Source organism: Burkholderia sp. AcTa6-5, from assembly GCF_017815075.1.
Lineage (GTDB): Bacteria > Pseudomonadota > Gammaproteobacteria > Burkholderiales > Burkholderiaceae > Burkholderia > Burkholderia sola.
Map to the genome: position 1 here is coordinate 220,343 of NZ_JAGIQE010000001.1, position 18,771 is coordinate 239,113.

Genomic DNA, 18,771 nt, shown 5'->3' on the forward strand with positions numbered 1-18,771 from the left:
AAAAACGTGCAGCGAGGAAAAATTATGTCTATTCCCATTGCAGTATTAGGAGACGGCACCGATCACGGAGGCCGGATCATTACAGGCTCCGCCACACACACGGTCAGCGGCAAGCCTGTCGCGCGACTTCACGATCTGGTTGATTGTCCCCAACGTTATCCGGATGGTCGTCTGCACGGAGTAAACAGGATTATCGAAGCTCACCCGACGCTGATGGTCGGTGGAATTCGAGTGGCTTTGCACGGGCATCGCACCGAGTGTGGATGTGCGCTAGTCAGCAATACCGTTGCGAGGATCGGATGATGGATCGTGCGAAATATCTGGGTGGCCAGAAGCAGGACGTATCGGTTCCCGTCGATGCTCCAACGTTTGCCGATACCGTCGATCCAGATCTAAACCTGAAGACTTACGTCATCCCGTCGGGAGAAGTTGAATCGCAGCGACTGAATGCAATCCTGGCCGCTCGGAACCCGTTGCTCGAGGCATCGCGCGTCTTGCTGCGTGCGCAGGCCGACATGCCCGAAACGTTTGAGTCGAAAGATGCAGTCGTGCTGTTGCGCAGGCTTCTTGTGGAGGAGGTCCACGCGTTCGAGAAGCTCTGCGAGCAGGCAAACATCCGCCGCGACCACATGATCGGCGCGAGCTACTGCCTGTGCACGGCACTCGACGAAGCCGCAACGCAAACCGCATGGGGCAATGAAGGCTCGTCGGCGATCGAATGGATCCAAGGGGGACTTGCGACCACTTTCCACGGAGATCTCAAGGGCGGCGACAAGGTCTATCTTCTGATTGGGCGCTTGCTGGAAGATCCGGATGAGCACCGGGACCTCCTTCAAGTGATCTACCGCATTCTCAGCCTCGGTTTCCAAGGTCGCTACCGGGACATGACCGACGGCAAGCGCAAGCACGACGCGATTCGTCAACGGCTCTACAACGTGATCACGTCTCAGCGCGAACCCGTGCCGCTGACGCTATCGCCCCACTGGCAATCGCCCGCGACAGGCAAACGCTTGTCGTTCACCGATTTTCCGGTATGGATCACCGTCACGATCCTGTCGGTCATCCTGCTCGGCCTGTTCGGATGGTTCAAGTACGAACTGTTCAGCCGCAGCGCGGACGTCCAGAAGCAGATTGCCGACATCGCCCGCATGACGCCGCCGCCTGCACCGCCTCCACAACTGCATCTCAAACAGTTGCTCGAGGACGAAATCGCGGCAGGCACGGTAAGCGTCGTCGAGGATGCCCGCCACAGCGCCGTCACGTTCCGCGGCGACGCCATGTTCAAGCCCGGTGGCGCTTCGGTTCAGGCATCGATGAATCCGCTGATTTCGAAGATCGCCACAGAGATCGCCAAGGTGCCGGGCAAGGTCACGATCATTGGCTACACGGACAACGTGCCGATTCGCAGCCGACATTTCGCATCGAATCAGATGCTGTCGGAAGAACGCGCCACCCAGGTCATGCAGATGCTGCAAACCGCCGGCGTGCCGGCGAACCGGCTCGAAGCCGTCGGCAAGGGCGATGCCGATCCGGTCGGCGACAACCGCACCGCGCAGGGGCGCGCGCAAAACCGGCGCGTCGAGATCGACGTCGCACGCTAAGCCAGATCCGTTTCCGGAATAACACATGAAGAAGTTCCAGTTCCTGTCGTTTCTGGCCTCGCGCCAGTTCCTCGCGTTCCTCGCACTGATCGTCGTTTCGCTCGTGATCTGGTTCGTCGGCCCGTTTTTCGCGTTCGGCGGGCTCAAGCCGCTCGCCGGCGCCGGCATCCGCGTGCTGCTGATCGCGCTGTTGCTCGCCGGTGTGCTGCTCTGGCTCGTGGGCGTGTCGACGAGCATCGTGTTCATCGCGTTGCTGTGCCTGCTGATCTGGTATGCGGCGCCGCTGCTGTCGCTTGGCCATGCAACGCCGTTCGAGCCCGTGTCGGCCCGACTCACCGCGATCGCACTGATCGTGGCGGCTTTTGTCCTCTTCTGGATCGTCCGCGTGTGGCAAAAAATGCGCGAAGACGATGCGTTCATGAAGAAGATGCTGCGCATGGATCGCCGCAAGAATGAGTCGCCTGCTGCAGCCCGCCTGCGGAAAATCGAAGGGATCGTGACGAGCGCGCTCGTGCGCCTGCAATCGATGCGTACCGGCGCGCGTGGTCTTGGCAAGCTATTCCAGGGCAAGCGCTATTTGTACGAACTGCCTTGGTACATCACGCTCGGTTCGCACGCGTCCGGCAAGACGAGCGTACTGATGAGCGGTGGGTTGGCGTTTCCCGTTGCCGAGCAGATGCAGCGCGCGGCCGGGACGCCTGTCGGCGACGCTGCCGCGGTGGACTGGTGGTTGACCAACGAGGCTGTATTGATCGACACGGCCGGCTACTACACGCGTCATGGCACGTCGACGGCTGATGACGTCGGCGCGCCCACTGAGGAAACGGGAAAGCCCGCAACCCGCGTTCCGGGCAAGGCCGGCGCCGATGCCGAGCCGGCTGCGGATGGTGCTGGAGAAGATGAGAAGCAGAACGAGGCGTCGCACTCGAAAGCCGCTGCAACGTCGATGGCCAGCGGCCATGTCGTGTCGCCTGGCCCGGGTACGGGCGAACGCCGACAGAAGGTGGATCGTGCGGAGTGGCTCGGATTTCTGGGCATGCTGCGCCGGCATCGTCCTCGCGCACCGATCAACGGCGCGTTGCTGACGATCGATCTTGCGACGTTGGCAAGCGCCGACGAACAGGCGCGCGTGGCGGAGGCTGCCGCGTTGCGCGCGCGGCTGGCGGAACTGAGGCAGGAGCTGGGTATTCGTTTTCCTGTTTATGTGGTCGTCACGAAGATGGATCGTCTGACAGGCTTCGCCGAGTATTTCGGCGCGCTGACAGCCGAGGGGCGGGCGCAGGCATGGGGCTTCGCGCTTCCGTATGGCAAGGAAACCGTTGCGAAGCAAGGGCTGCGCGCGCGCTGCCATACGGAACTCGCCGAACTTGCGCAACGGCTCAGCGCTTCGATCGATACGCATTTGCAGGACGAATACGAATCGCACAAGCGCCGATCGCTTGCCGCGTTGCCCGAGGAGTTCGCCGCGCTGCTCGGACCGCTGCTCGAGATGATCGACCGCGTGTTCCTCGATTCGCGTTACGACGACACCCAGCTCCATTCGACGTTGCGCGGCGTATATTTCACGAGTGCGCGGCAACGGGATGGCGAGCTCGTTGCGAAGCGCAACACAGTCGTTCAACGTCTTCTGTCGACTCAGAAACACGCGCCCGTTTCACCCGCGCGCGCCGAGGGCAATCAGGGTTTCTTCTTGCACGATCTCCTGACTCGCGTCGTGTTCCCTGAAGCGCATCTGGTGAGCCCCAACCTGCGCTGGGAATATCGTTACCGCCTCTCGCGCCTGATCGGCCACACATTGGCGCTGGTGTTGTTCGTGTGGCTGGCAATCGGACTCCGCGCGAGCTTCGGCCACAACAGCGACTATCTCGATGCGGTTGACCGCAAGGTGCAGGCGCTTGCGGCGCGCGTCACCCAGCTCTACAAGGCACCCAAACCGGAGGCCGTGCCGGACACGCTGACCGACGCGCGCGATCTGCCGACCTTCCCCGGTCTGGACCTGTCGAATCCGGACAGCACGTGGCGCTACGGTCTCTACACGTCGGCGGACATTGCCACCGAAAGCCGCCATGCGTATGACGTGCTGGAGGACAACCTGTTGCTGCCGCAGATCGTGCACCGCCTGGAAGACGTCATGTCCCGGGCGATCGCCAGCAAGGACCCGAAGGCCGCCTACGATGCGCTGCGCGTCTACCTGATGCTGTACGACAAGGCGAAGTTCAACGCGGATGACGTCAAGGCATGGGTGCTCGACGACTGGGCGAAGACCGACAGCGCGGCGGTTTTCGGTGGACGTGTGTCGATGATCGACCACGTGCAGCAGCTTTTCTCCGGAGCGCGCGTGGTGCAGTCGCCGCTCATCCGCAACGATGCGCTGGTGCAGCAGGCGCGCGCGTTTCTCGACGGCAGCAACGCAACCGATCGCCTTTACCAGCGCGCGAAGGCAGCCATGCTCAAGGAGGCGCCCGACGAATTTACGTTGCTGCGCGCGATCGGCCCGCAGGCCGGCACGGTGTTCACGCGAGCGAGCGATGCACCGTTGTCGCGCGGCGTGTCGGGGCTCTTCACGTTCGAAGGCTATCGGAATCTGTTCGACAAGCGATTACCGGAATTCGTGCAAATCGCGCGAGACGACGATGCGTGGGTGATGGGGCGCTCGTATCTGGCGGGTTCGTCGGATTCGGCTCAAAAAAAAACGGCTGAGATCGTGAGCAGCGCGACCGGCGCGGACGATGCGTTGACCGACGCGGTCCGCCGCGAATACCTGATGGAATATGCGCAGCAATGGGACGCGTTTCTCGACGACATTCGCACCGTGAGCGGTACGAGCCTTGCGTTCAATCTGAAGGTGCTGCGCAGCTTCGCGGCGCCCGATTCGCCGCTCGTGCGGCTGGCCCGCGCGGCCGTGCGCGAGACGACGCTCACGCAGCCGCTCGCTGCGTCGGACGGTTCGCTGCTGCAGCGGGCCGCCGACCAGCTCAATCAGAAGGCGGACAAGGCGTCGGGTATTCGGGCGTCGGAGCGCGTTGAACGGGAACTCGTCGACAATCACTTCGCGGCGCTGCGCGAGGTCGTGACGGGGAGCGTGGATGCGCAGTCCGATACGCAGCCTGTTGCCGCGCGGGCGGACAAGACGGGGCTGGATGGCGTCACCAACCTGCTGAACGACTATTACACGGCGCTCACCGTCGCCGACAATGCGTTGTCGAACAACAGCATGCCACCGGCGAGCGACGTCGCCGCGAAATTGAAAATGACGGCCGACACGATGCCCGCGCCGTTCCGCGCGGTATTGCTGCAGCTCTCGGCCGACGGCTCGCGCGAAGTCAATCAGGGGATTGGCCACCTGCTGTCGCGCCAGATGCAGGCGGTGGTGGGCGATACGTGCCGGCTGATCGTCGAGGGCACCTATCCGTTTTCACCGGACAGCACGCGGGACGTCGGCATCGACGATTTCACGCGGGTATTTGCGCAGGGCGGCTTGATCGACGACTTCTTCACGAAAACGCTTGCCCCGTTCGTCGACACGGCCGCGAAGCCGTGGCGCTACCGGACGCTGCCTGGCGCAACCGAACCCATGCGGGGACCGGACCTGGAGCCGTTCGAGCATGCGAAGGCCATTCGCGATGTCTTTTTCAACGATCCCGGCCACAAGCAACTGACATGGAAGGTCGACATCCGGATTCCCGAGCTTGACCCGACGATCATGAGTCTGTCGCTCGACATCGACGGACAGACTGCGCTCTATCAACACGGTCCGGTCGCGCCTTTCACGGTCACGTGGCCGGGGCCGCGCGGTGGCGTCCACACGGAAATCACGGCCAGCCCGCGGATTCGGCCGGACACGTCGACGATCGCAGCGGACGGACCGTGGGCGTTGATGCGCCTGCTCCAGAAAGGTCGCGTGGTGGACACGGCGACGCCGGGCCGTACGCGCATCGCGTTCAGTTTCGACGGTCGACAAGCGGCGCTCGACGTCGTGAGCGCCGGGAGCGTCGCGAATCCGCTCACGAGCGACGTGCTGAAGACGTTCCGGTGCCCCAGCACGATGTCGACGTTCAACCTGCCGGACAGCGGCCCGCCGCCGGGGTTGCCGCGAGGCATGTTGCCGGTGAGCACGGAAAGCGCCTCCCGCTGAATCGGAAGGAATCGATCGATGACTCTTTCGACATCTTGTCCGCAGGGCGACGCAAGAGCTGTGGCGTCGTTGCCTGTTGCCGCACGTCTCGAGGCTGCCCGGCAAGCGATCAACCCGCTACTCGAAGCGTCGCGCGTCCTGTTGCAGGCGTTGGCCGATACGCCGGAAACGCTCGATGCCGATGCGATCGCACAGCGGCGTCGATGGCTGGGGCACGAAGTTCGCCTCTTTACCTGGATCTGCAATGCGCTCCCGGTCCGACCCGAGCATGTCCGTTCCGCAAGCTATTGTCTGTGCTCCGCGCTCGACGAGGCGGCGATGCAGACGTCTTGGGGAAAGGGCGAAGCAACCGGCGTCGAATGGCAGGACAACTGCCTGGCGAGTGCGTTCGGACATGATCGTCAGGGCGGCGACCGTGTTTTCCGACTGATCGACGAGGCAATGCGCGATCCGCGTGCGAACCTCGATCTGATCGAGCTATACCAGAACGTACTCGATCTCGGCTTTCGTGGGCGCTACCGGTTTGAAGCCGGGGGGCAAAAGCGCCTGCAGGTCATTCGCGAACACGTACACGACGTGGTCACGACGGGGGGACACGGCGTGAATCGCGTCAGCAAGCCGCCGAAACGTCAGCGACAGACGGTCGATCCGTGGGTACGTCCCGTTTCGGTGCGTCGATCGCGAGCGAGGTTCGCCGGAGGTCTCGCCGTCGCGTTATTGCTGGGGGCCGGGGGCTACGCCGCGGTGGACCGGTGGGTTCACGCGAAATCGAGGCGACCGGCGTCGACGCTCGATGCACTGGTTCGCAATCTGGAACTGCGGCTGCGCGATGAAGTCGCGGCAGGGAATGTCGAACTGATTCGCGACGCCGGGCGCCACGCCGTGACGCTCCGATTCAGCGGAATGTTTGGGCCCGGCGACGCAACGGTGGCGCCGTGGGGCGCTTCGGTCGCGGCTTCGGCAGGCCGGGAAATCGCGACCGTGACCAAGGACGCGACCGTCCGAGTGGCAGGATATGCGGACAGCACACCGATCAGTTCGGCACGTCAAGCATCCAACTACGCGCTTTCCGAAGCACGTGCCCGGCACGTCGCCCAGATTCTCGCTGCGGCAGGCGTGCCGGCGCCGCGCATCATCGTCGAGGGAAATGGCGATGCCGATTCGCTGGCGGACAACGTTACCGCGTCCGGAAGGGCGAGAAATCGTCGTGTCGAAGTGACCATTACGGATTGACGTTCGATTGCGAGCGACAATTTCAGCCCTGAGCAGGCGACGAGTGCATGTCCAGCAAGATCACGGGCACAGCCGTGTTCGCGGGCCCAGTCACCGACTACCTTCTCGCCGAGGGAGGGAGAAGTCAGGGGCTCATGTAGTGGGAGCTGTTTGAGGACCCTGACACATTCAAACAGCCCCCGGCCTTTCATCTCATTGGCGTTTCTTATTGCTGCCGTTCCCACGCACGCGCCTGCTCGGCGCGCACGAACGCTTCCGACGAGGCCGGCAGCAGGTTGCGGAACGCGCCGCCGTCGCTGTCGATCACGTCGACCATCTTCGCGATCATTTCTTCCGGGTCGTGCTGTTCGAGCGGGAACGTCAACCGCTCGGGCGTCACGGTATGCACGGCCGGATCGTGCCAGCGCCGCGTCGTTTCCATCATCCGGTCGTTGAAGCCGGTGCGATACGGGCCCGGGTTCACGACCGCGACGCGGATGCCGTGCGGCGCCAGCTCCGCGTGCATCGCCTCGGCCACCGATTCGACCGCGTGCTTCGACGCGCAGTACGCGCCGGTGAACGGCCCCGTGATCAACCCCGCGATCGACGACACGAACACGATCTTGCCGCGTTTGCGCGCGAGCATCCCGCGTGCGATCTGCTGCGTGAGTTCGAGCGGCCCGAACACGTTCACGTCGAACAGCTCGCGCACGATCTCGATCGGCAGGTCGACGAGCGCGCCGGCTTCGCCGACGCCCGCGTTGTTCACGAGCACGTCGATGTCGAGTTCGGCGGCGCGCGCGCGATCGTAGGCCGACGTGACGTCGAGCTTCACCGCGCGCAACGCGGTGTCGCGCTGCGCGGCGGCGTCCGTCAGGGCGTCGATCTCGACGGCCGTGCGCACGCCGGCCGTCACGTCGTGGCCGCGTTCGGCGAGCCGCAGCGCGACTTCGCGGCCGAAGCCGGTGCCCGCGCCGGTGATGAAGATGCGTTTCCGTGTCATGTGCTTACCTCGTGGAGTGAAGGGTTGCCTGAAAAAGGTCGCGGCAGTGCTGCGCGATCGCGGCGTCTTCGTCGACGCTGCCGCCCGAGATGCCGATCGCGCCGACGCAGCGCCCGTCGCCGTCGACGAGCGGCTCGCCGCCGCCGAACGTGACCAGGCCGCCGTGACTGTGTTCGATGCCGCGCAGCGGACCGTCGCCCGACATCGCACCCAGCGCACCGGTCGACGTGCGAAAGCGGACGGACGTCAGCGCCTTGCGCTGCGCGAGGTCGATCGCGCCGAGAAAACAGTCGTCGGTGCGCACGAACGCGAGCAGGTTCGCGCCGGCATCGACGACGGCGATCGCGACGCCGGCCACCTGCAGCGACGCGGCATGCGCGAGCGCAGCGTCAATCGTGCGGCGGGCGACGGCGAGCGGCAGCGGAAGTGAGGCAGTGAGCGGGTTCATGCGAGGCTCCGAGGGACGACAGCGCCAGTGTAGGCAGTTGCGGTATATGGGAGAATCCGTATTCCGCTCGAAGCAGTTTCAAGTTTTTCTAATGATGAACAGACGATGAGCAGACGCGATCCGATGGCCGGCCTGCACGTGTTCGTGACCGTCGCGACGGCCGGCAACTTCACGCGGGCCGCCGCCGCGCTCGGCCTGACGCCGGCGGCCGTCAGCCTGGCGATCGGGCAGCTCGAGGGCGAGCTGAACGTGAAGCTGTTCAACCGCAGCACGCGCGGCGTGAGCCTCACCGAAGCCGGCCAACGCTACCGGCGGCAGACCGAGCCGGCATACCGGCAGGTCATGCAGGCACGGGACGAACTGAAGGATGCGCGCAGCGAGCCGAACGGGCTGTTGCGCGTGACCGCGCTGCCGCTCGCGCGCTTGCTCGTGATCGCGCCGGTGCTCGCCACGTTCCGCGAGCGCTATCCGAAAGTCCGGCTCGAAATTCGCTACGAGAACGAACTCGTCGACATCGCGAAGGACGGCTTCGACGCGGGGATTCGCCTGGCCGATCGATTGCAGCCGGGCATGATCGGCGTGCGGATCGCGCCTGCGCTGACGTGTGCACTGGTCGCGTCGCCCGGCTATCTGGCGCGGTACGGTGCGCCGGAATCGATTGCGCAGCTCGAGCATCATGCGTGCGTCCGTTTCCGGTTCTCGGAAAGCGGACGCCTGCATAAATGGCTGCTGCGCGACGGGCGACGCGACGTCGATCTCGATCCGGACGGCGTGTTCGTGACGAACGACGACGATGCGGTGATCGACGCGGCGCGCGCCGGTGTCGGCATCGCGTTCGCGTTCGTGCGCGAGCGGATCGAGCAGGACCTGCGCGACGGCACGCTCGTCGAGGTGCTGCCGGGCGCGTGCCGCACGCTGCCGCCGATGTGGCTGTACTACGTGAATCGCAAGCACATGCCGGCCAAGCTGCGCGCGTTCATCGACGTGCTGCGCGAGCGCGAAGGCGCGGGTGCGGCGTAAGCACGTCGGCCGCTCGCTGCAGCAATGGGTCCGGCGGCGCATGATGGCGGCTCCCCCCACGAAGCCATGGAGTCGCGTGATGACCGTATTCCCGCATTTTCCGATTCGAACGTTCGTGATTGCCGCCGCGCTGGCGGCCGCCGCGGTGTGCAGCGCAGCGGCCATCGGCCAGACGTCGACGGTGCCGGCCGGCACGGCTGTCGCAACGCCCGACAACGCGGTGCTGCTGACCGTGTTCCTGAAACACGACCAGTCGCGCCCGCTCGCCGAGTTGAATGCGCAGCTTGCGAAGCAGGGGTTCTACAAGGCGTTTCCGCCGCCGGGCGTCGAGGTGGTGAGCTGGACGGTGACGATGGGAATCGGGCAGATCGTCGTGCTGCGGCTGCCGGCGTCGCGGGTGCGCGAGGTCAATCGTGTGCTCGAGGATACGGCCTGGGGCGCGTACCGCACGGAGTTCTACCCGACATACGACTACAAGGCGATCGGGATGGGGGAGCATGAGCGGGCGAAGTAACGCGCGGTGGCGTATGTCCGTACCGGCGGTGCGCCGCGGAGGGGCGCAGCGAATCGGCCCGCCGCCATTCCGCACCGCGCCGCGCCCTCGCGTTTTCGTCCTCACCCGGCGGGCTCGGCGCGGTAAATTCCACCGAAATGCATCACAAGTCATTCATCCGATGAAAAAACGACCTCCGTTGCCGGTATGATGCGCACCTTGCGTTCGTGGGACGCACGGTTTCTTTATGCGTTTCGATGCGCGAGAAACCACAAATCCGCACAAAGGCGACGTGAAAGATTCTGTAATATAAGTTCCGTATACTCGTAAGTTCTGATCCAGGCGCCACGCCCGTCTTCGGCCGGCCGCCCATGCAGAACAACCAGACAGGTCGCCGCCCGGCCAACCCGCGCCGCGACACGCTATGCACCACCACTGAACACGTTATGTCTTCCCGCCACCCTGGTTCGCCCGGCCGTGCCGAGGCGGTGATCGCCCGTGCCCGGGCGCTGATCCGCCACGAGCGCGTGCTGTCGCCGCTGCTCGCGCTCGGCATCGGCCTGCTGCTGATCGTGGTTTTCCAGCATCTGTCGGAATCCGTCGACTACCGCTCGGTGATCCGCCAGTTGCGTCACATGTCCGTCGGCGAGTGGGGCGCGTCGCTCGCCGCGACGGCCCTCAGCTACCTCGCGCTCGTCGCCCGCGATGCCGTTGGCCTGCGCTATGTCGCGGCCAAGGTGCCGCGCGTCGCGTTGTGGATCGGCGCGATTGCCGGTTCCGCGCTCGGCAACGCGACCGGCTTCGGCGCGCTGACGGGCGGCGCGGTGCGCGCCCGCGTGTACGGCGTGTCGGGCGTCACGCCCGCCCAGATCGGCCGGATGACGGTGTTCACGAGCGGCACGCTGGCGCTCGCGATGGTGCTGATGACGGCGGTCGGCATGGTCTGCGTGCCGGAGGCGCTCGCCGCGATGCTGCACGTCGCGTCCGGCGTGCTCACGTGGACGGGCGCCGCGTTGCTCGTCGCGCTCGCCGCGCTGGTCGTGCTGTGCGGTAACACCGCACGCCCGGTCGTCACGCGCTTCAAATGGCTGTCGTTCGACGTGCCGGCGCGGCGCGATCTCGTCGCGCAGGTCGTCTACGCGGTGCTCGACGTCGTTGCCGCAGGCCTCACGCTGTGGGTGCTGCTGCCGGCGGCGCCCGTCGGCTTCCCGACCTTCATTACCGTTTACGCGGCCGCGTTGCTGCTCGGGATGATCGGCCATACGCCGGGCGGGATCGGCGTGTTCGAGGCGGCGATGGTCTTCACGCTCGGTCGCGAAGTGCCCGCGCACGCGATGGTCGCCGCGTTGATCGCGTATCGCGCGATCTACTTCGGCGTGCCGCTCGTGCTATCGGCCGGCCTGCTGGCCGGTTTCGAGGGCCGCGCGCTGCGGCGCCGGCTCGTGACGCGGCAGGCCGTGCGCGTGTCGCAGCTCGCGCCGGTGTTCCTGAGCCTCGTGACGTTCGCGGTCGGCGGGATGCTGGTGATCTCGAGCGCGACGCCCGCGTTCTGGCACCGGATCGCGATCCTGCGCCACATCGTGCCGCTGTGGGTGCTCGAAGGCTCGCAGGTGATCTGCAGCGTGCTCGGCGTCGCGCTGCTGTTCGTCGCGCGCGGGTTGCTGCGCCGGCTCGACGGCGCGTGGTGGATGACCTTCGCGTTGACGCTCGCGAGCCTCGCGCTGTCGCTGGCCAAGGGCCTCGCGTTCGTCGAGGCCGGCGTCCTCGGCACGCTGCTCGTGCTGCTGCTCGTCAGCCGTCGCCGGTTCAACCGTCATTCGTCGCTGCTCGCCGAGCGCTTCACGGTGAGCTGGTTCGTGTCGGTGGCGATGGTGCTGATGCTGGCCGTGTGGGTGCTGTTCTTCGCGTTTCGCGACGTGCCGTACACGCGCGATCTGTGGTCGCATTTCTCGTTCGATGCGCGCGCGCCGCGGGCGCTGCGCGCGACGCTCGCGTCCGGCGTGTTCGTCGCGCTGTTCGCGCTGTGGCAACTGCTGCGCCCGGCGCCCGGGCGTTTCGTGAAACCCGCGGAGCAGGACCTGATCGACGCGGAGCAGATCATTCGCGCGCAGGAGTGCAGCGACGCGGGCCTCGCGCTGATGGGCGACAAGTCGTTCCTGTTTTCCGAATCGCGTCGCGCGTTCCTGATGTACGCGAAGAACGGCCGCACGTGGGCCGCGCTGCACGACCCGGTCGGCCCGCGTGAAGAGTGGCCGGCGCTGATCAGCAAGTTCATCGCGCTCGCACACGCGCACAGCGGCCGCGCGGCGTTCTACCAGGTGCGCGCGAACGCGTTGCCGCTGTATCTCGACGCGGGGCTCACGCTGATGAAGCTCGGCGAGGAAGCGCATATCGCGCTCGACCAGTTCGACCTGAAGGGATCGAACCGGTCGCACCTGCGCTACGCGCTGCGCCGCGGCGACAAGGATGCGCTGACGGTCGAGGTGATCGCGCCGGGCGACGTGCCGGCCGCGCTGCCGGCGCTGCGCGACATCTCCGACGGCTGGCTCGACAGCCGCGATGCGCGCGAGAAGAGCTTCTCGGTGGCCGCGTTCCACGACGGCTATCTGTCGACGCAGTCGGTGATGCTGGTGCGTCAGGCCGACAAGCCGATCGCGTTCGTCACGTTCATGACGACCGACCTCAACACCGAGGCGACGGTCGGCGTGATGCGCCATCTGCCCGACGCATCGCCGTACGCGATGGAGTATCTGTTTACGCAGCTCGCGCTGCATCTGAAGGAAGCGGGGTTCCGCAAGCTGAGCCTGGGCATCGCGCCGTTCTCGGGGATGGGGGCGGCGAAGATGCCGTCGCCGTTCCACCGGCTCGGCCTGATGGTCTGGCGCTTCGGCGGCCGCTTCTACAACTTCCGCGGCTTGCGCGCTTTCAAGAGCAAGTTCGAACCGCACTGGGAGCCGCGTTATCTCGCGGCCTCGGGCTCGGTCGGCGTGTTCGTCACGCTCGCGGATCTGTCATTGCTGGCTGGAGGTCGGCGTTCATGATGTCGAAGAAGTTAATCGCGCGGGCGGCAGCCGCCTGCGCGGGAATGATGCTGGCCGGCGCCGCGTGCGCCGCGCAGCCGGCCGCAGTGAAAGCCGAAACCGTCTCCGGCGGCCGCTACGGGCCCGTGACCGTCACCCGGCCGAGCGGGCCGCTGCGCGGTTTCGTCGTGCTGTTCTCGCGTGAGGCCGGCTGGCATGCCGCCGATCAGCAGGCGGCCGACGCGCTCGCGAAAGCCGGCGCGATGACGGTCGGCGTCGATTCCGGGCGTTACGCGGCGAATCTCGCCGCGAAGCAGGAGGCCTGCCACCACCTCGACGGCGACGCCGAGGCGGTCAGCCATCAACTCGAACGGCTTGCGCAGTCGTCGCGCTATTTCACGCCGATCGTCGCGGGCGTGGGCCAGGGCGGCGCGATCGCGAAGCAGATCCTGTCGATGGCGCCGGAGAACACGATCGCCGGCGTCGTCGCGGTCGGTCCGGCCGCGAAGCTCGATCCGCGCTTCAAGCCGTGCCCGCCCGATTCGACGATCGTGCGCCGCGCGATGCCGGGTTTCGTCGAAACGGCTGCCGCGGGCGACACCGCGAAGCTCGTATCGCTCGTCACGTCGCACCTGCGCGACACCAGCAGCAGCGACGAACTCGACGTGTCGGACCTGCCGCTCGTCGAACTGCCCGCCAAGGGCGGCAGCGACCGGCTCGCGATCGTGATCTCGGGCGACGGCGGCTGGCGCGATCTCGACAAGACGATCGCCGAGGCGCTGCAGCGCGACGGCGTGTCGGTGGTCGGCATCGACGCGCTGCGTTACTTCTGGAGCGAGAAGCCGCCCGCGCAGGTGAGCCGCGATCTGGCCCGCGTGATGCGCACGTACACGGCGCGCTGGCATGCGAACCGCGTGGCGCTGGTCGGCTACTCGTTCGGTGCCGACGTGATGCCGTTCGCGTACAACCGGCTGCCGGCCGACCTGCGCGACAAGGTCGCGGTGATGTCGCTGCTCGGCTTCGCGCCGTCGGCCGATTTCCAGATCCGCGTGACGGGCTGGCTCGGCATGCCCGCGAGCGACAAGGCGCTGAAGGTCGCGCCGGAAATCGCGAAGGTGCCGCCGGCGCTCGTGCAGTGCTTCTATGGCGCGGAAGAGACGGACACGATGTGCCCGGCGCTCGCGAACACGGGTGCCGACGTGATCAAGACGCAGGGCGATCACCACTTCGGCCGCGATTACATCGCGCTCGAGAAGAAGATCCTCGGCGGGTTCGGCAAGCCGGCGGCGGCGCGCTGAACGCCGGCGGCGCCCGCGTGACGGCGGGCGCCGGCCGGTTTTGCTTCCGGTTCATCGTACGGGCGGCCAGCGAGCCGCCCGTTTCATTTTCCGGGCTGCGCTGCCGCGTCCTGCGGCGGCATCGTCGTTCTCGCATCGCGCTGATAGAAGCCCGGAAACCGGTCGAGCTGCCGCCGTGCGGCCGTGAGGTCGGTGTCGTCGCCGAGCACCGCGCTCGAAAACCCCGTGCGTTCCATCAGCAGCAACTGGTCGACCAGGACGTCGCCGGTTGCGCGCAGGTCGCCGGCGAAGCCGTAGCGCTTGCGCAGCAGGTAGGCCTGGCTGTATGCGCGGCCGTCGGTGAACGACGGAAACTGCAGATCGATGCGCTCGGCCTGCGCGATGCGCGCGGCGAGCGGCGGCAGTGCCTCGTCGTTGCCGATCGTCAGCGTCGTCGCGCCGTGCTGCTCTGTATCGTCGGCATGGTCGGCCGGCGTCAGCAGCCGGATGCGTTCGTTTGCGTTCGCGATCTCGTGGTTCATACGGGTTCTTCCTGATGACGCGCGGCGTTCGCGGCGGCCTTGAACGGCTCCGTTCCGACGCGGCGCACCGTGTCGATGAATCGTTCGCAGCGGCCGTTCGCGTCGACGCGCGCGTCGAGATACGCGTTGACGATCGCGTCGACGACGTCGACGATCTCGTCCGCCGAAAACGACGGGCCGATCACCTTGCCCGGCCGCGCGGGGCCGCTTGCGATCGAGCCGTCCGACCCGCCGAGCGTGACCTGGTACCACTCCGCGCCGTCCTTGTCGACGCCGAGGATGCCGAGGTGGCCGCTGTGATGATGGCCGCACGAGTTGATGCAGCCGCTGATGTGCAGGTCGAGGTCGCCGATGTCGTGCAGCAGGTCGAGATCGTCGAAGCGCTCGGCGATCGCGTCGGCGACCGGAATCGAGCGGGCGTTCGCGAGCGCGCAGAAATCGCCGCCCGGGCACGCGATCATGTCGGTCAGCAGCCCGACATTCGCGCTCGCGAGCCCGATCGCGCGGGCGTTTTCCCACAGCAGGAACAGGTCGTCGACGTGTACCCACGGCAGCACGACGTTCTGCGTGTGCGTGACGCGCGCCTCGCCGGCCGAGAAGCGGTCGGCGAGATCGGCGAGCGCGTCGAGCTGGTCCGGCGACGCGTCGCCGGGCGCCTGCAGGCGGCGCTTGAACGACAGCGTGACGATGCGCAGTGCCGGGTCGCGATGATCGGCGACATTGCGGGCGAGCCAGCGCGCGAACGCCGGATGACGGCTCGCCTGCGCGGACACGCGCGCGTTGGCGTCCGCGAGGTCGAGCGTGCGCGGCTTCAACCGCGGCGGGACGAACGACGCGGCGACGCGATCGAATTCGGCCTGCGGGATCGTGTGCGGGCCGCCGTCGTGGACGACGATCTGGCGGAACTCTTCCTCGACGTCGTCGATGTAGCGTTGCCCTTCGGTCTTCACGAGGATCTTGATCCGCGCCTTGTACTTGTTGTCGCGCCGCCCGTAGCGGTTGTACACGCGGACGATCGCCTCGACGTAGTTCATCACGTGCTCCCACGGCAGGAACGCGCGCAGCAGCATCGCGATCGTCGGCGTGCGGCCCATCCCGCCGCCCACGCTCACGCGAAAGCCGAGCGCGCCCGCGTCGTCGCGCACGAGCTTCAGCCCGACGTCGTGCCAGTCGGTCGCCGCGCGGTCTTCGGTCGCGCCCGTGATCGCGATCTTGAACTTGCGCGGCAGGAACGCGAATTCCGGATGCAGCGTCGTCCACTGGCGCATCACTTCGGCGAACGGGCGCGGATCGGCGATCTCGTCCGGCGCGACGCCCGCGCGTTCGTCGCACGAAATGTTGCGGATGCAATTGCCGCTCGTCTGGATGCCGTGCATGTCGACGGTCGCGAGCAGGTCCATCACGTCGGCCGCCTTCGCAAGCGGAATCCAGTTGAACTGCACGTTGGTGCGCGTCGTGAAGTGCGCGCTGCGGGTTGGCAGGCGCAACGTGCCGAGCAACGCCTGGGCGTCGCACGCGGCGCGGTAGGCGGCGTCGTCGGGTACGTCGTAGTCGCGCGCGATCCGCGCGAGCATGCGAAGCTGCGCGCTCGACAACTCGCCGTACGGCACCGCGACGCGCAGCATCGGCGCGTGGCGCTGCACGTACCAGCCGTTCTGCAGGCGCAGCGGCCGGAACGCGTCCTCGCCGAGCGTGCCTTGCTGCCAGCGTTCGAGCTGGTCGCGGAACTGGGCGGCGCGGCTGTGCACGAGCGCCCGGTCGAAATCGGTATATCGATACATGACGTGATACGCGAGAGGCGCCACGGCGAATGGCGCGCGGCGCGGGAAGGCGTTGCGACGGATGTCAGGCAACGGAAGACAGCGTAGGGAACGCGATGCGGCGCGACAAGCAGCAGATCGGAACGAAAAAGGCGCAGCAGATGGCCGGCGGGGCGCCGGCGTGGGCCGGGCATGCGCGCATGCCCGTGGCCGAGGTCATGCGTCGACGACGAGCGCCGGATCGAGCGCGCGAATGCGCTGGTCGATGAAGTAGCCGCCGCCTTCCTGGTAGCGCAGGAACAGGCGGCCGCACGCGCGACAGCGGCTGACGGCGCAGCGGTTGTACGGGAAATGGCGCGGCGCGATCGGCGCGTCGTCCGACGCGTAGCGCGTGCCGGCCGGATGATATTCCGCGTAGGTCGGCTCGGGCTCGCCCGGCGGGATGAGCGTGGCCACTTCGATCAGTTGGGTGTCCGGCAGCGACAGCGGCAGGGTCGTCCAGCCGGCGAGCGAGGTCTTCGTGCACGTGCACGGCAGCGTGACGTGCGCCGCTTCGGCCGTCAGTTTCAGCAGCGCGTCGTGATCGAGGTAAGGCAATTGGCTCATGGGCAATCGGGAAAGGGCGGCGGGACCTGCAATGTAACCCGCGTACGGATCGTCTGCATGGCCGTGACGTGGCCGGCGCAGCGCGCGTTGCGCGATCAGCCTGCCTTGCGGACCGACGGCTGCGCGACCAGTTCGCCGAGCACGCGGATCGCGCGCTCGATGTCGCGGCTCCACGGATGGCCGAAGTTCACGCGTACGCAGCGCTCGAAGCCGTGCGCGGCCGAAAACAGCGGGCCCGGTGCGAAGCTGATACCGCGTGCGATCGCCTGGCGATGCAGCTCCATCGCGTCGATCGCGTCGGGAAACGCGAGCCACAGGAAATACCCGCCGTCGGGCCGCACCCATTCGACGCCGGCCGGCAGCCAGCGCCGCAGCGCGTCGTCCATCCGGTCGAGCTGCGTGTGCAGCGCGCCGCGCAGCTTGCGCAGGTGCCGGTCGTAGCCGCCGTGCTCCAGATAGTTCGCGATGCCGGCCTGCGCGGGAATGCTGGCCGACAGCGTCGTCATCAGCTTGAGCCGCTGCACCTTCTCCGCGAACCGGCCCGCGGCGGCCCAGCCGATCCGGTAGCCGGGCGCGAGCGTTTTCGAGAACGAACTGCAGTGCATCACGAGGCCATGACGGTCGAACGCGCGGGCGGGCAGCGGATAGTCCGGGCCGAAATGCAGTTCGCCGTACACGTCGTCCTCGATCAGCGGCACGTTGCGCGCCGCGAGCAATTCGACGAGCGCGCGCTTTTTTTCGGCGGTCAGCGTGACGCCGGTCGGGTTCTGGAAATTGGTCATGAACCAGCACGCGCGGATGTCGTGCCGGTCGAGCGCGTTCGCGAGCGCATCGAGATCGAGGCCCGTGCGCGGATCGACGGGAATCTCGACCGCGCGCAGGTCGAGCCGCTCGATCGCCTGCAGCGCCGCATAGAAGCCCGGTGCTTCGACGGCGACGACGTTGCCGGGGCGCGTCACCGCCATCAGGCACAGGTTCAGTGCTTCGAGCGCGCCGTTCGTGACGACGATTTCGTCGATCGGCTGCGAGATGCCGGTCGCGAGATAGCGCCGCGCGATCTGCTGGCGCAGCGCCTCGTTGCCGGGCGGCAGGTCGACGACCGTGCTCCACGGGCTCACGAGCCGCGTGGCCTGCGCGAGCGACTTCGCCAGGCGTGGCAGCGGAAACAGCTGCGGCGCCGGGAATGCGGAGCCGAGCGGCACGATGCCGGGCTGCGTGGCCGCATCGAGCACGGAGAACACGAGGCTGCTGATGTCGACCTTGCGCGTGACGCCGGCGCGGCTCGCGCGGCGTTTCGTCGTCGGGCTCGCGGCCGGCTGGGCGCCCGGCGCGACGTAGTAGCCCGAGCGTTCGCGCGCGCGGATCAGTCCCCACTGTTCGAGCAGGTAGTACGCGCGAAACACCGTCGACTGGCTGACGCCATGCTGCGCGATGATCTGCCGCAGCGACGGCAGGCGCGTGCCGACTGCAAGGTTGCCGTTGCGGATGTCGTCGGCGATCGTATGGGCGAGGGTTTCGTAGCGTTTCATCGGCGTGGGCGGAGCGCGTCGTCGCCGTGCGCGGGCCGGAGCGGCGCCGCGCCGGCGGGCGCGGCACATTGTCCGATGCGCGGCCTGAAAAGGAAAGGCGCGGGTGTGTCGGCCGCGCCGTCCCG

General features: G+C 66.9%; 14 protein-coding genes. 8 read left to right on the forward strand and 6 right to left on the reverse strand.

Annotation, left to right across the window (positions count from 1 at the left end; genetic code table 11):
* The first annotated feature begins 24 nt into the window (after window positions 1-24).
* Genes J8I33_RS00885 through icmH form a run of 4 tightly spaced genes read left to right on the forward strand, consistent with a single transcriptional unit; the run spans window position 25 to window position 6,969 of the window.
* The gene (locus tag J8I33_RS00885) at window positions 25-303 is read left to right on the forward strand and encodes a PAAR domain-containing protein (protein ID WP_209928480.1); all 279 of its coding nucleotides are present in this window, start codon (window positions 25-27) and stop codon (window positions 301-303) included.
* Window positions 300-1,601, forward strand: a complete 1,302-nt coding sequence (gene tssL / locus J8I33_RS00890; protein ID WP_209932624.1) for a type VI secretion system protein TssL, long form — start codon at window positions 300-302, stop codon at window positions 1,599-1,601. The genes J8I33_RS00885 and tssL overlap by 4 nt, the downstream gene beginning before the upstream one ends.
* 25 nt (window positions 1,602-1,626) lie before the next feature.
* A complete protein-coding gene (gene tssM, locus J8I33_RS00895) occupies window positions 1,627-5,736 on the forward strand; it encodes a type VI secretion system membrane subunit TssM (protein WP_209932627.1) in 4,110 nt (1,369 codons plus the stop codon).
* An 18-nt stretch (window positions 5,737-5,754) separates the two neighbouring features.
* Window positions 5,755-6,969 (forward strand): type IVB secretion system protein IcmH/DotU, encoded by a 1,215-nt coding sequence (gene icmH, locus J8I33_RS00900; RefSeq protein WP_209928443.1) that lies wholly within the window; start codon window positions 5,755-5,757, stop codon window positions 6,967-6,969.
* Window positions 6,970-7,174: 205 nt separating this feature from the next.
* Here the strand turns inward: icmH and J8I33_RS00905 are convergent, their stop codons facing one another.
* The gene (locus J8I33_RS00905; RefSeq protein ID WP_050012727.1) at window positions 7,175-7,951 is read right to left on the reverse strand and encodes an SDR family oxidoreductase; all 777 of its coding nucleotides are present in this window, start codon (window positions 7,949-7,951) and stop codon (window positions 7,175-7,177) included.
* 4 nt (window positions 7,952-7,955) lie between these two features.
* A complete protein-coding gene (locus J8I33_RS00910) occupies window positions 7,956-8,399 on the reverse strand; it encodes a heme-binding protein (RefSeq protein WP_050012726.1) in 444 nt (147 codons plus the stop codon).
* A gap of 105 nt (window positions 8,400-8,504) precedes the next feature.
* On the opposite strand from J8I33_RS00910, the gene J8I33_RS00915 reads away from it, so the two are divergent.
* From J8I33_RS00915 to J8I33_RS00930, 4 genes are all read left to right on the forward strand, one after another.
* Complete coding sequence (locus tag J8I33_RS00915; RefSeq protein ID WP_209928450.1) at window positions 8,505-9,419, forward strand: LysR family transcriptional regulator; 915 nt, start codon at window positions 8,505-8,507, stop codon at window positions 9,417-9,419.
* 79 nt (window positions 9,420-9,498) lie between these two features.
* Window positions 9,499-9,933, forward strand: a complete 435-nt coding sequence (locus J8I33_RS00920; RefSeq protein WP_124554896.1) for a hypothetical protein — start codon at window positions 9,499-9,501, stop codon at window positions 9,931-9,933.
* A gap of 425 nt (window positions 9,934-10,358) precedes the next feature.
* Window positions 10,359-12,953 (forward strand): bifunctional lysylphosphatidylglycerol flippase/synthetase MprF, encoded by a 2,595-nt coding sequence (gene mprF / locus J8I33_RS00925; RefSeq protein WP_124592815.1) that lies wholly within the window; start codon window positions 10,359-10,361, stop codon window positions 12,951-12,953.
* Window positions 12,950-14,230: an AcvB/VirJ family lysyl-phosphatidylglycerol hydrolase gene (locus J8I33_RS00930; protein WP_124680957.1), complete on the forward strand. Its 1,281-nt coding sequence runs from the start codon at window positions 12,950-12,952 to the stop codon at window positions 14,228-14,230. Before mprF ends, J8I33_RS00930 begins: the two co-directional genes overlap by 4 nt.
* A gap of 83 nt (window positions 14,231-14,313) precedes the next feature.
* Here J8I33_RS00930 and J8I33_RS00935 read toward each other — a convergent pair whose 3' ends face one another.
* From J8I33_RS00935 to J8I33_RS00950, 4 genes are all read right to left on the reverse strand, one after another.
* Window positions 14,314-14,751, reverse strand: a complete 438-nt coding sequence (locus J8I33_RS00935) for a DUF934 domain-containing protein (protein WP_050012721.1) — start codon at window positions 14,749-14,751, stop codon at window positions 14,314-14,316.
* A complete protein-coding gene (locus tag J8I33_RS00940; protein WP_209932631.1) occupies window positions 14,748-16,532 on the reverse strand; it encodes a nitrite/sulfite reductase in 1,785 nt (594 codons plus the stop codon). Before J8I33_RS00940 ends, J8I33_RS00935 begins: the two co-directional genes overlap by 4 nt.
* A gap of 195 nt (window positions 16,533-16,727) precedes the next feature.
* Window positions 16,728-17,117 carry a hypothetical protein gene (locus J8I33_RS00945; RefSeq protein ID WP_050012718.1) on the reverse strand — a complete coding sequence of 130 codons (390 nt, stop codon included), beginning with the start codon at window positions 17,115-17,117 and terminating at the stop codon, window positions 16,728-16,730.
* A 95-nt stretch (window positions 17,118-17,212) separates the two neighbouring features.
* Complete coding sequence (locus J8I33_RS00950) at window positions 17,213-18,646, reverse strand: PLP-dependent aminotransferase family protein (RefSeq protein WP_209932633.1); 1,434 nt, start codon at window positions 18,644-18,646, stop codon at window positions 17,213-17,215.
* Between the last annotated feature and the right edge of the window lie 125 nt (window positions 18,647-18,771).

Bases quoted from the DNA above. Each gene is read 5' to 3' on its own strand.
- J8I33_RS00905 (WP_050012727.1), bottom strand. From the start codon at position 7,951: ATGACACGGAAACGCATCTTCATCACCGGCGCGGGCACCGGCTTCGGC.
- J8I33_RS00935 (WP_050012721.1), bottom strand. From the start codon at position 14,751: ATGAACCACGAGATCGCGAACGCAAACGAACGCATCCGGCTGCTGACG.
- J8I33_RS00940 (WP_209932631.1), bottom strand. From the start codon at position 16,532: ATGTATCGATATACCGATTTCGACCGGGCGCTCGTGCACAGCCGCGCC.
- J8I33_RS00930 (WP_124680957.1), top strand. From the start codon at position 12,950: ATGATGTCGAAGAAGTTAATCGCGCGGGCGGCAGCCGCCTGCGCGGGA.
- mprF (WP_124592815.1), top strand. From the start codon at position 10,359: ATGTCTTCCCGCCACCCTGGTTCGCCCGGCCGTGCCGAGGCGGTGATC.
- J8I33_RS00910 (WP_050012726.1), bottom strand. From the start codon at position 8,399: ATGAACCCGCTCACTGCCTCACTTCCGCTGCCGCTCGCCGTCGCCCGC.
- J8I33_RS00920 (WP_124554896.1), top strand. From the start codon at position 9,499: ATGACCGTATTCCCGCATTTTCCGATTCGAACGTTCGTGATTGCCGCC.
- J8I33_RS00945 (WP_050012718.1), bottom strand. From the start codon at position 17,117: ATGAGCCAATTGCCTTACCTCGATCACGACGCGCTGCTGAAACTGACG.
- J8I33_RS00885 (WP_209928480.1), top strand. From the start codon at position 25: ATGTCTATTCCCATTGCAGTATTAGGAGACGGCACCGATCACGGAGGC.
- tssM (WP_209932627.1), top strand. From the start codon at position 1,627: ATGAAGAAGTTCCAGTTCCTGTCGTTTCTGGCCTCGCGCCAGTTCCTC.
- J8I33_RS00950 (WP_209932633.1), bottom strand. From the start codon at position 18,646: ATGAAACGCTACGAAACCCTCGCCCATACGATCGCCGACGACATCCGC.
- icmH (WP_209928443.1), top strand. From the start codon at position 5,755: ATGACTCTTTCGACATCTTGTCCGCAGGGCGACGCAAGAGCTGTGGCG.
- tssL (WP_209932624.1), top strand. From the start codon at position 300: ATGATGGATCGTGCGAAATATCTGGGTGGCCAGAAGCAGGACGTATCG.
- J8I33_RS00915 (WP_209928450.1), top strand. From the start codon at position 8,505: ATGAGCAGACGCGATCCGATGGCCGGCCTGCACGTGTTCGTGACCGTC.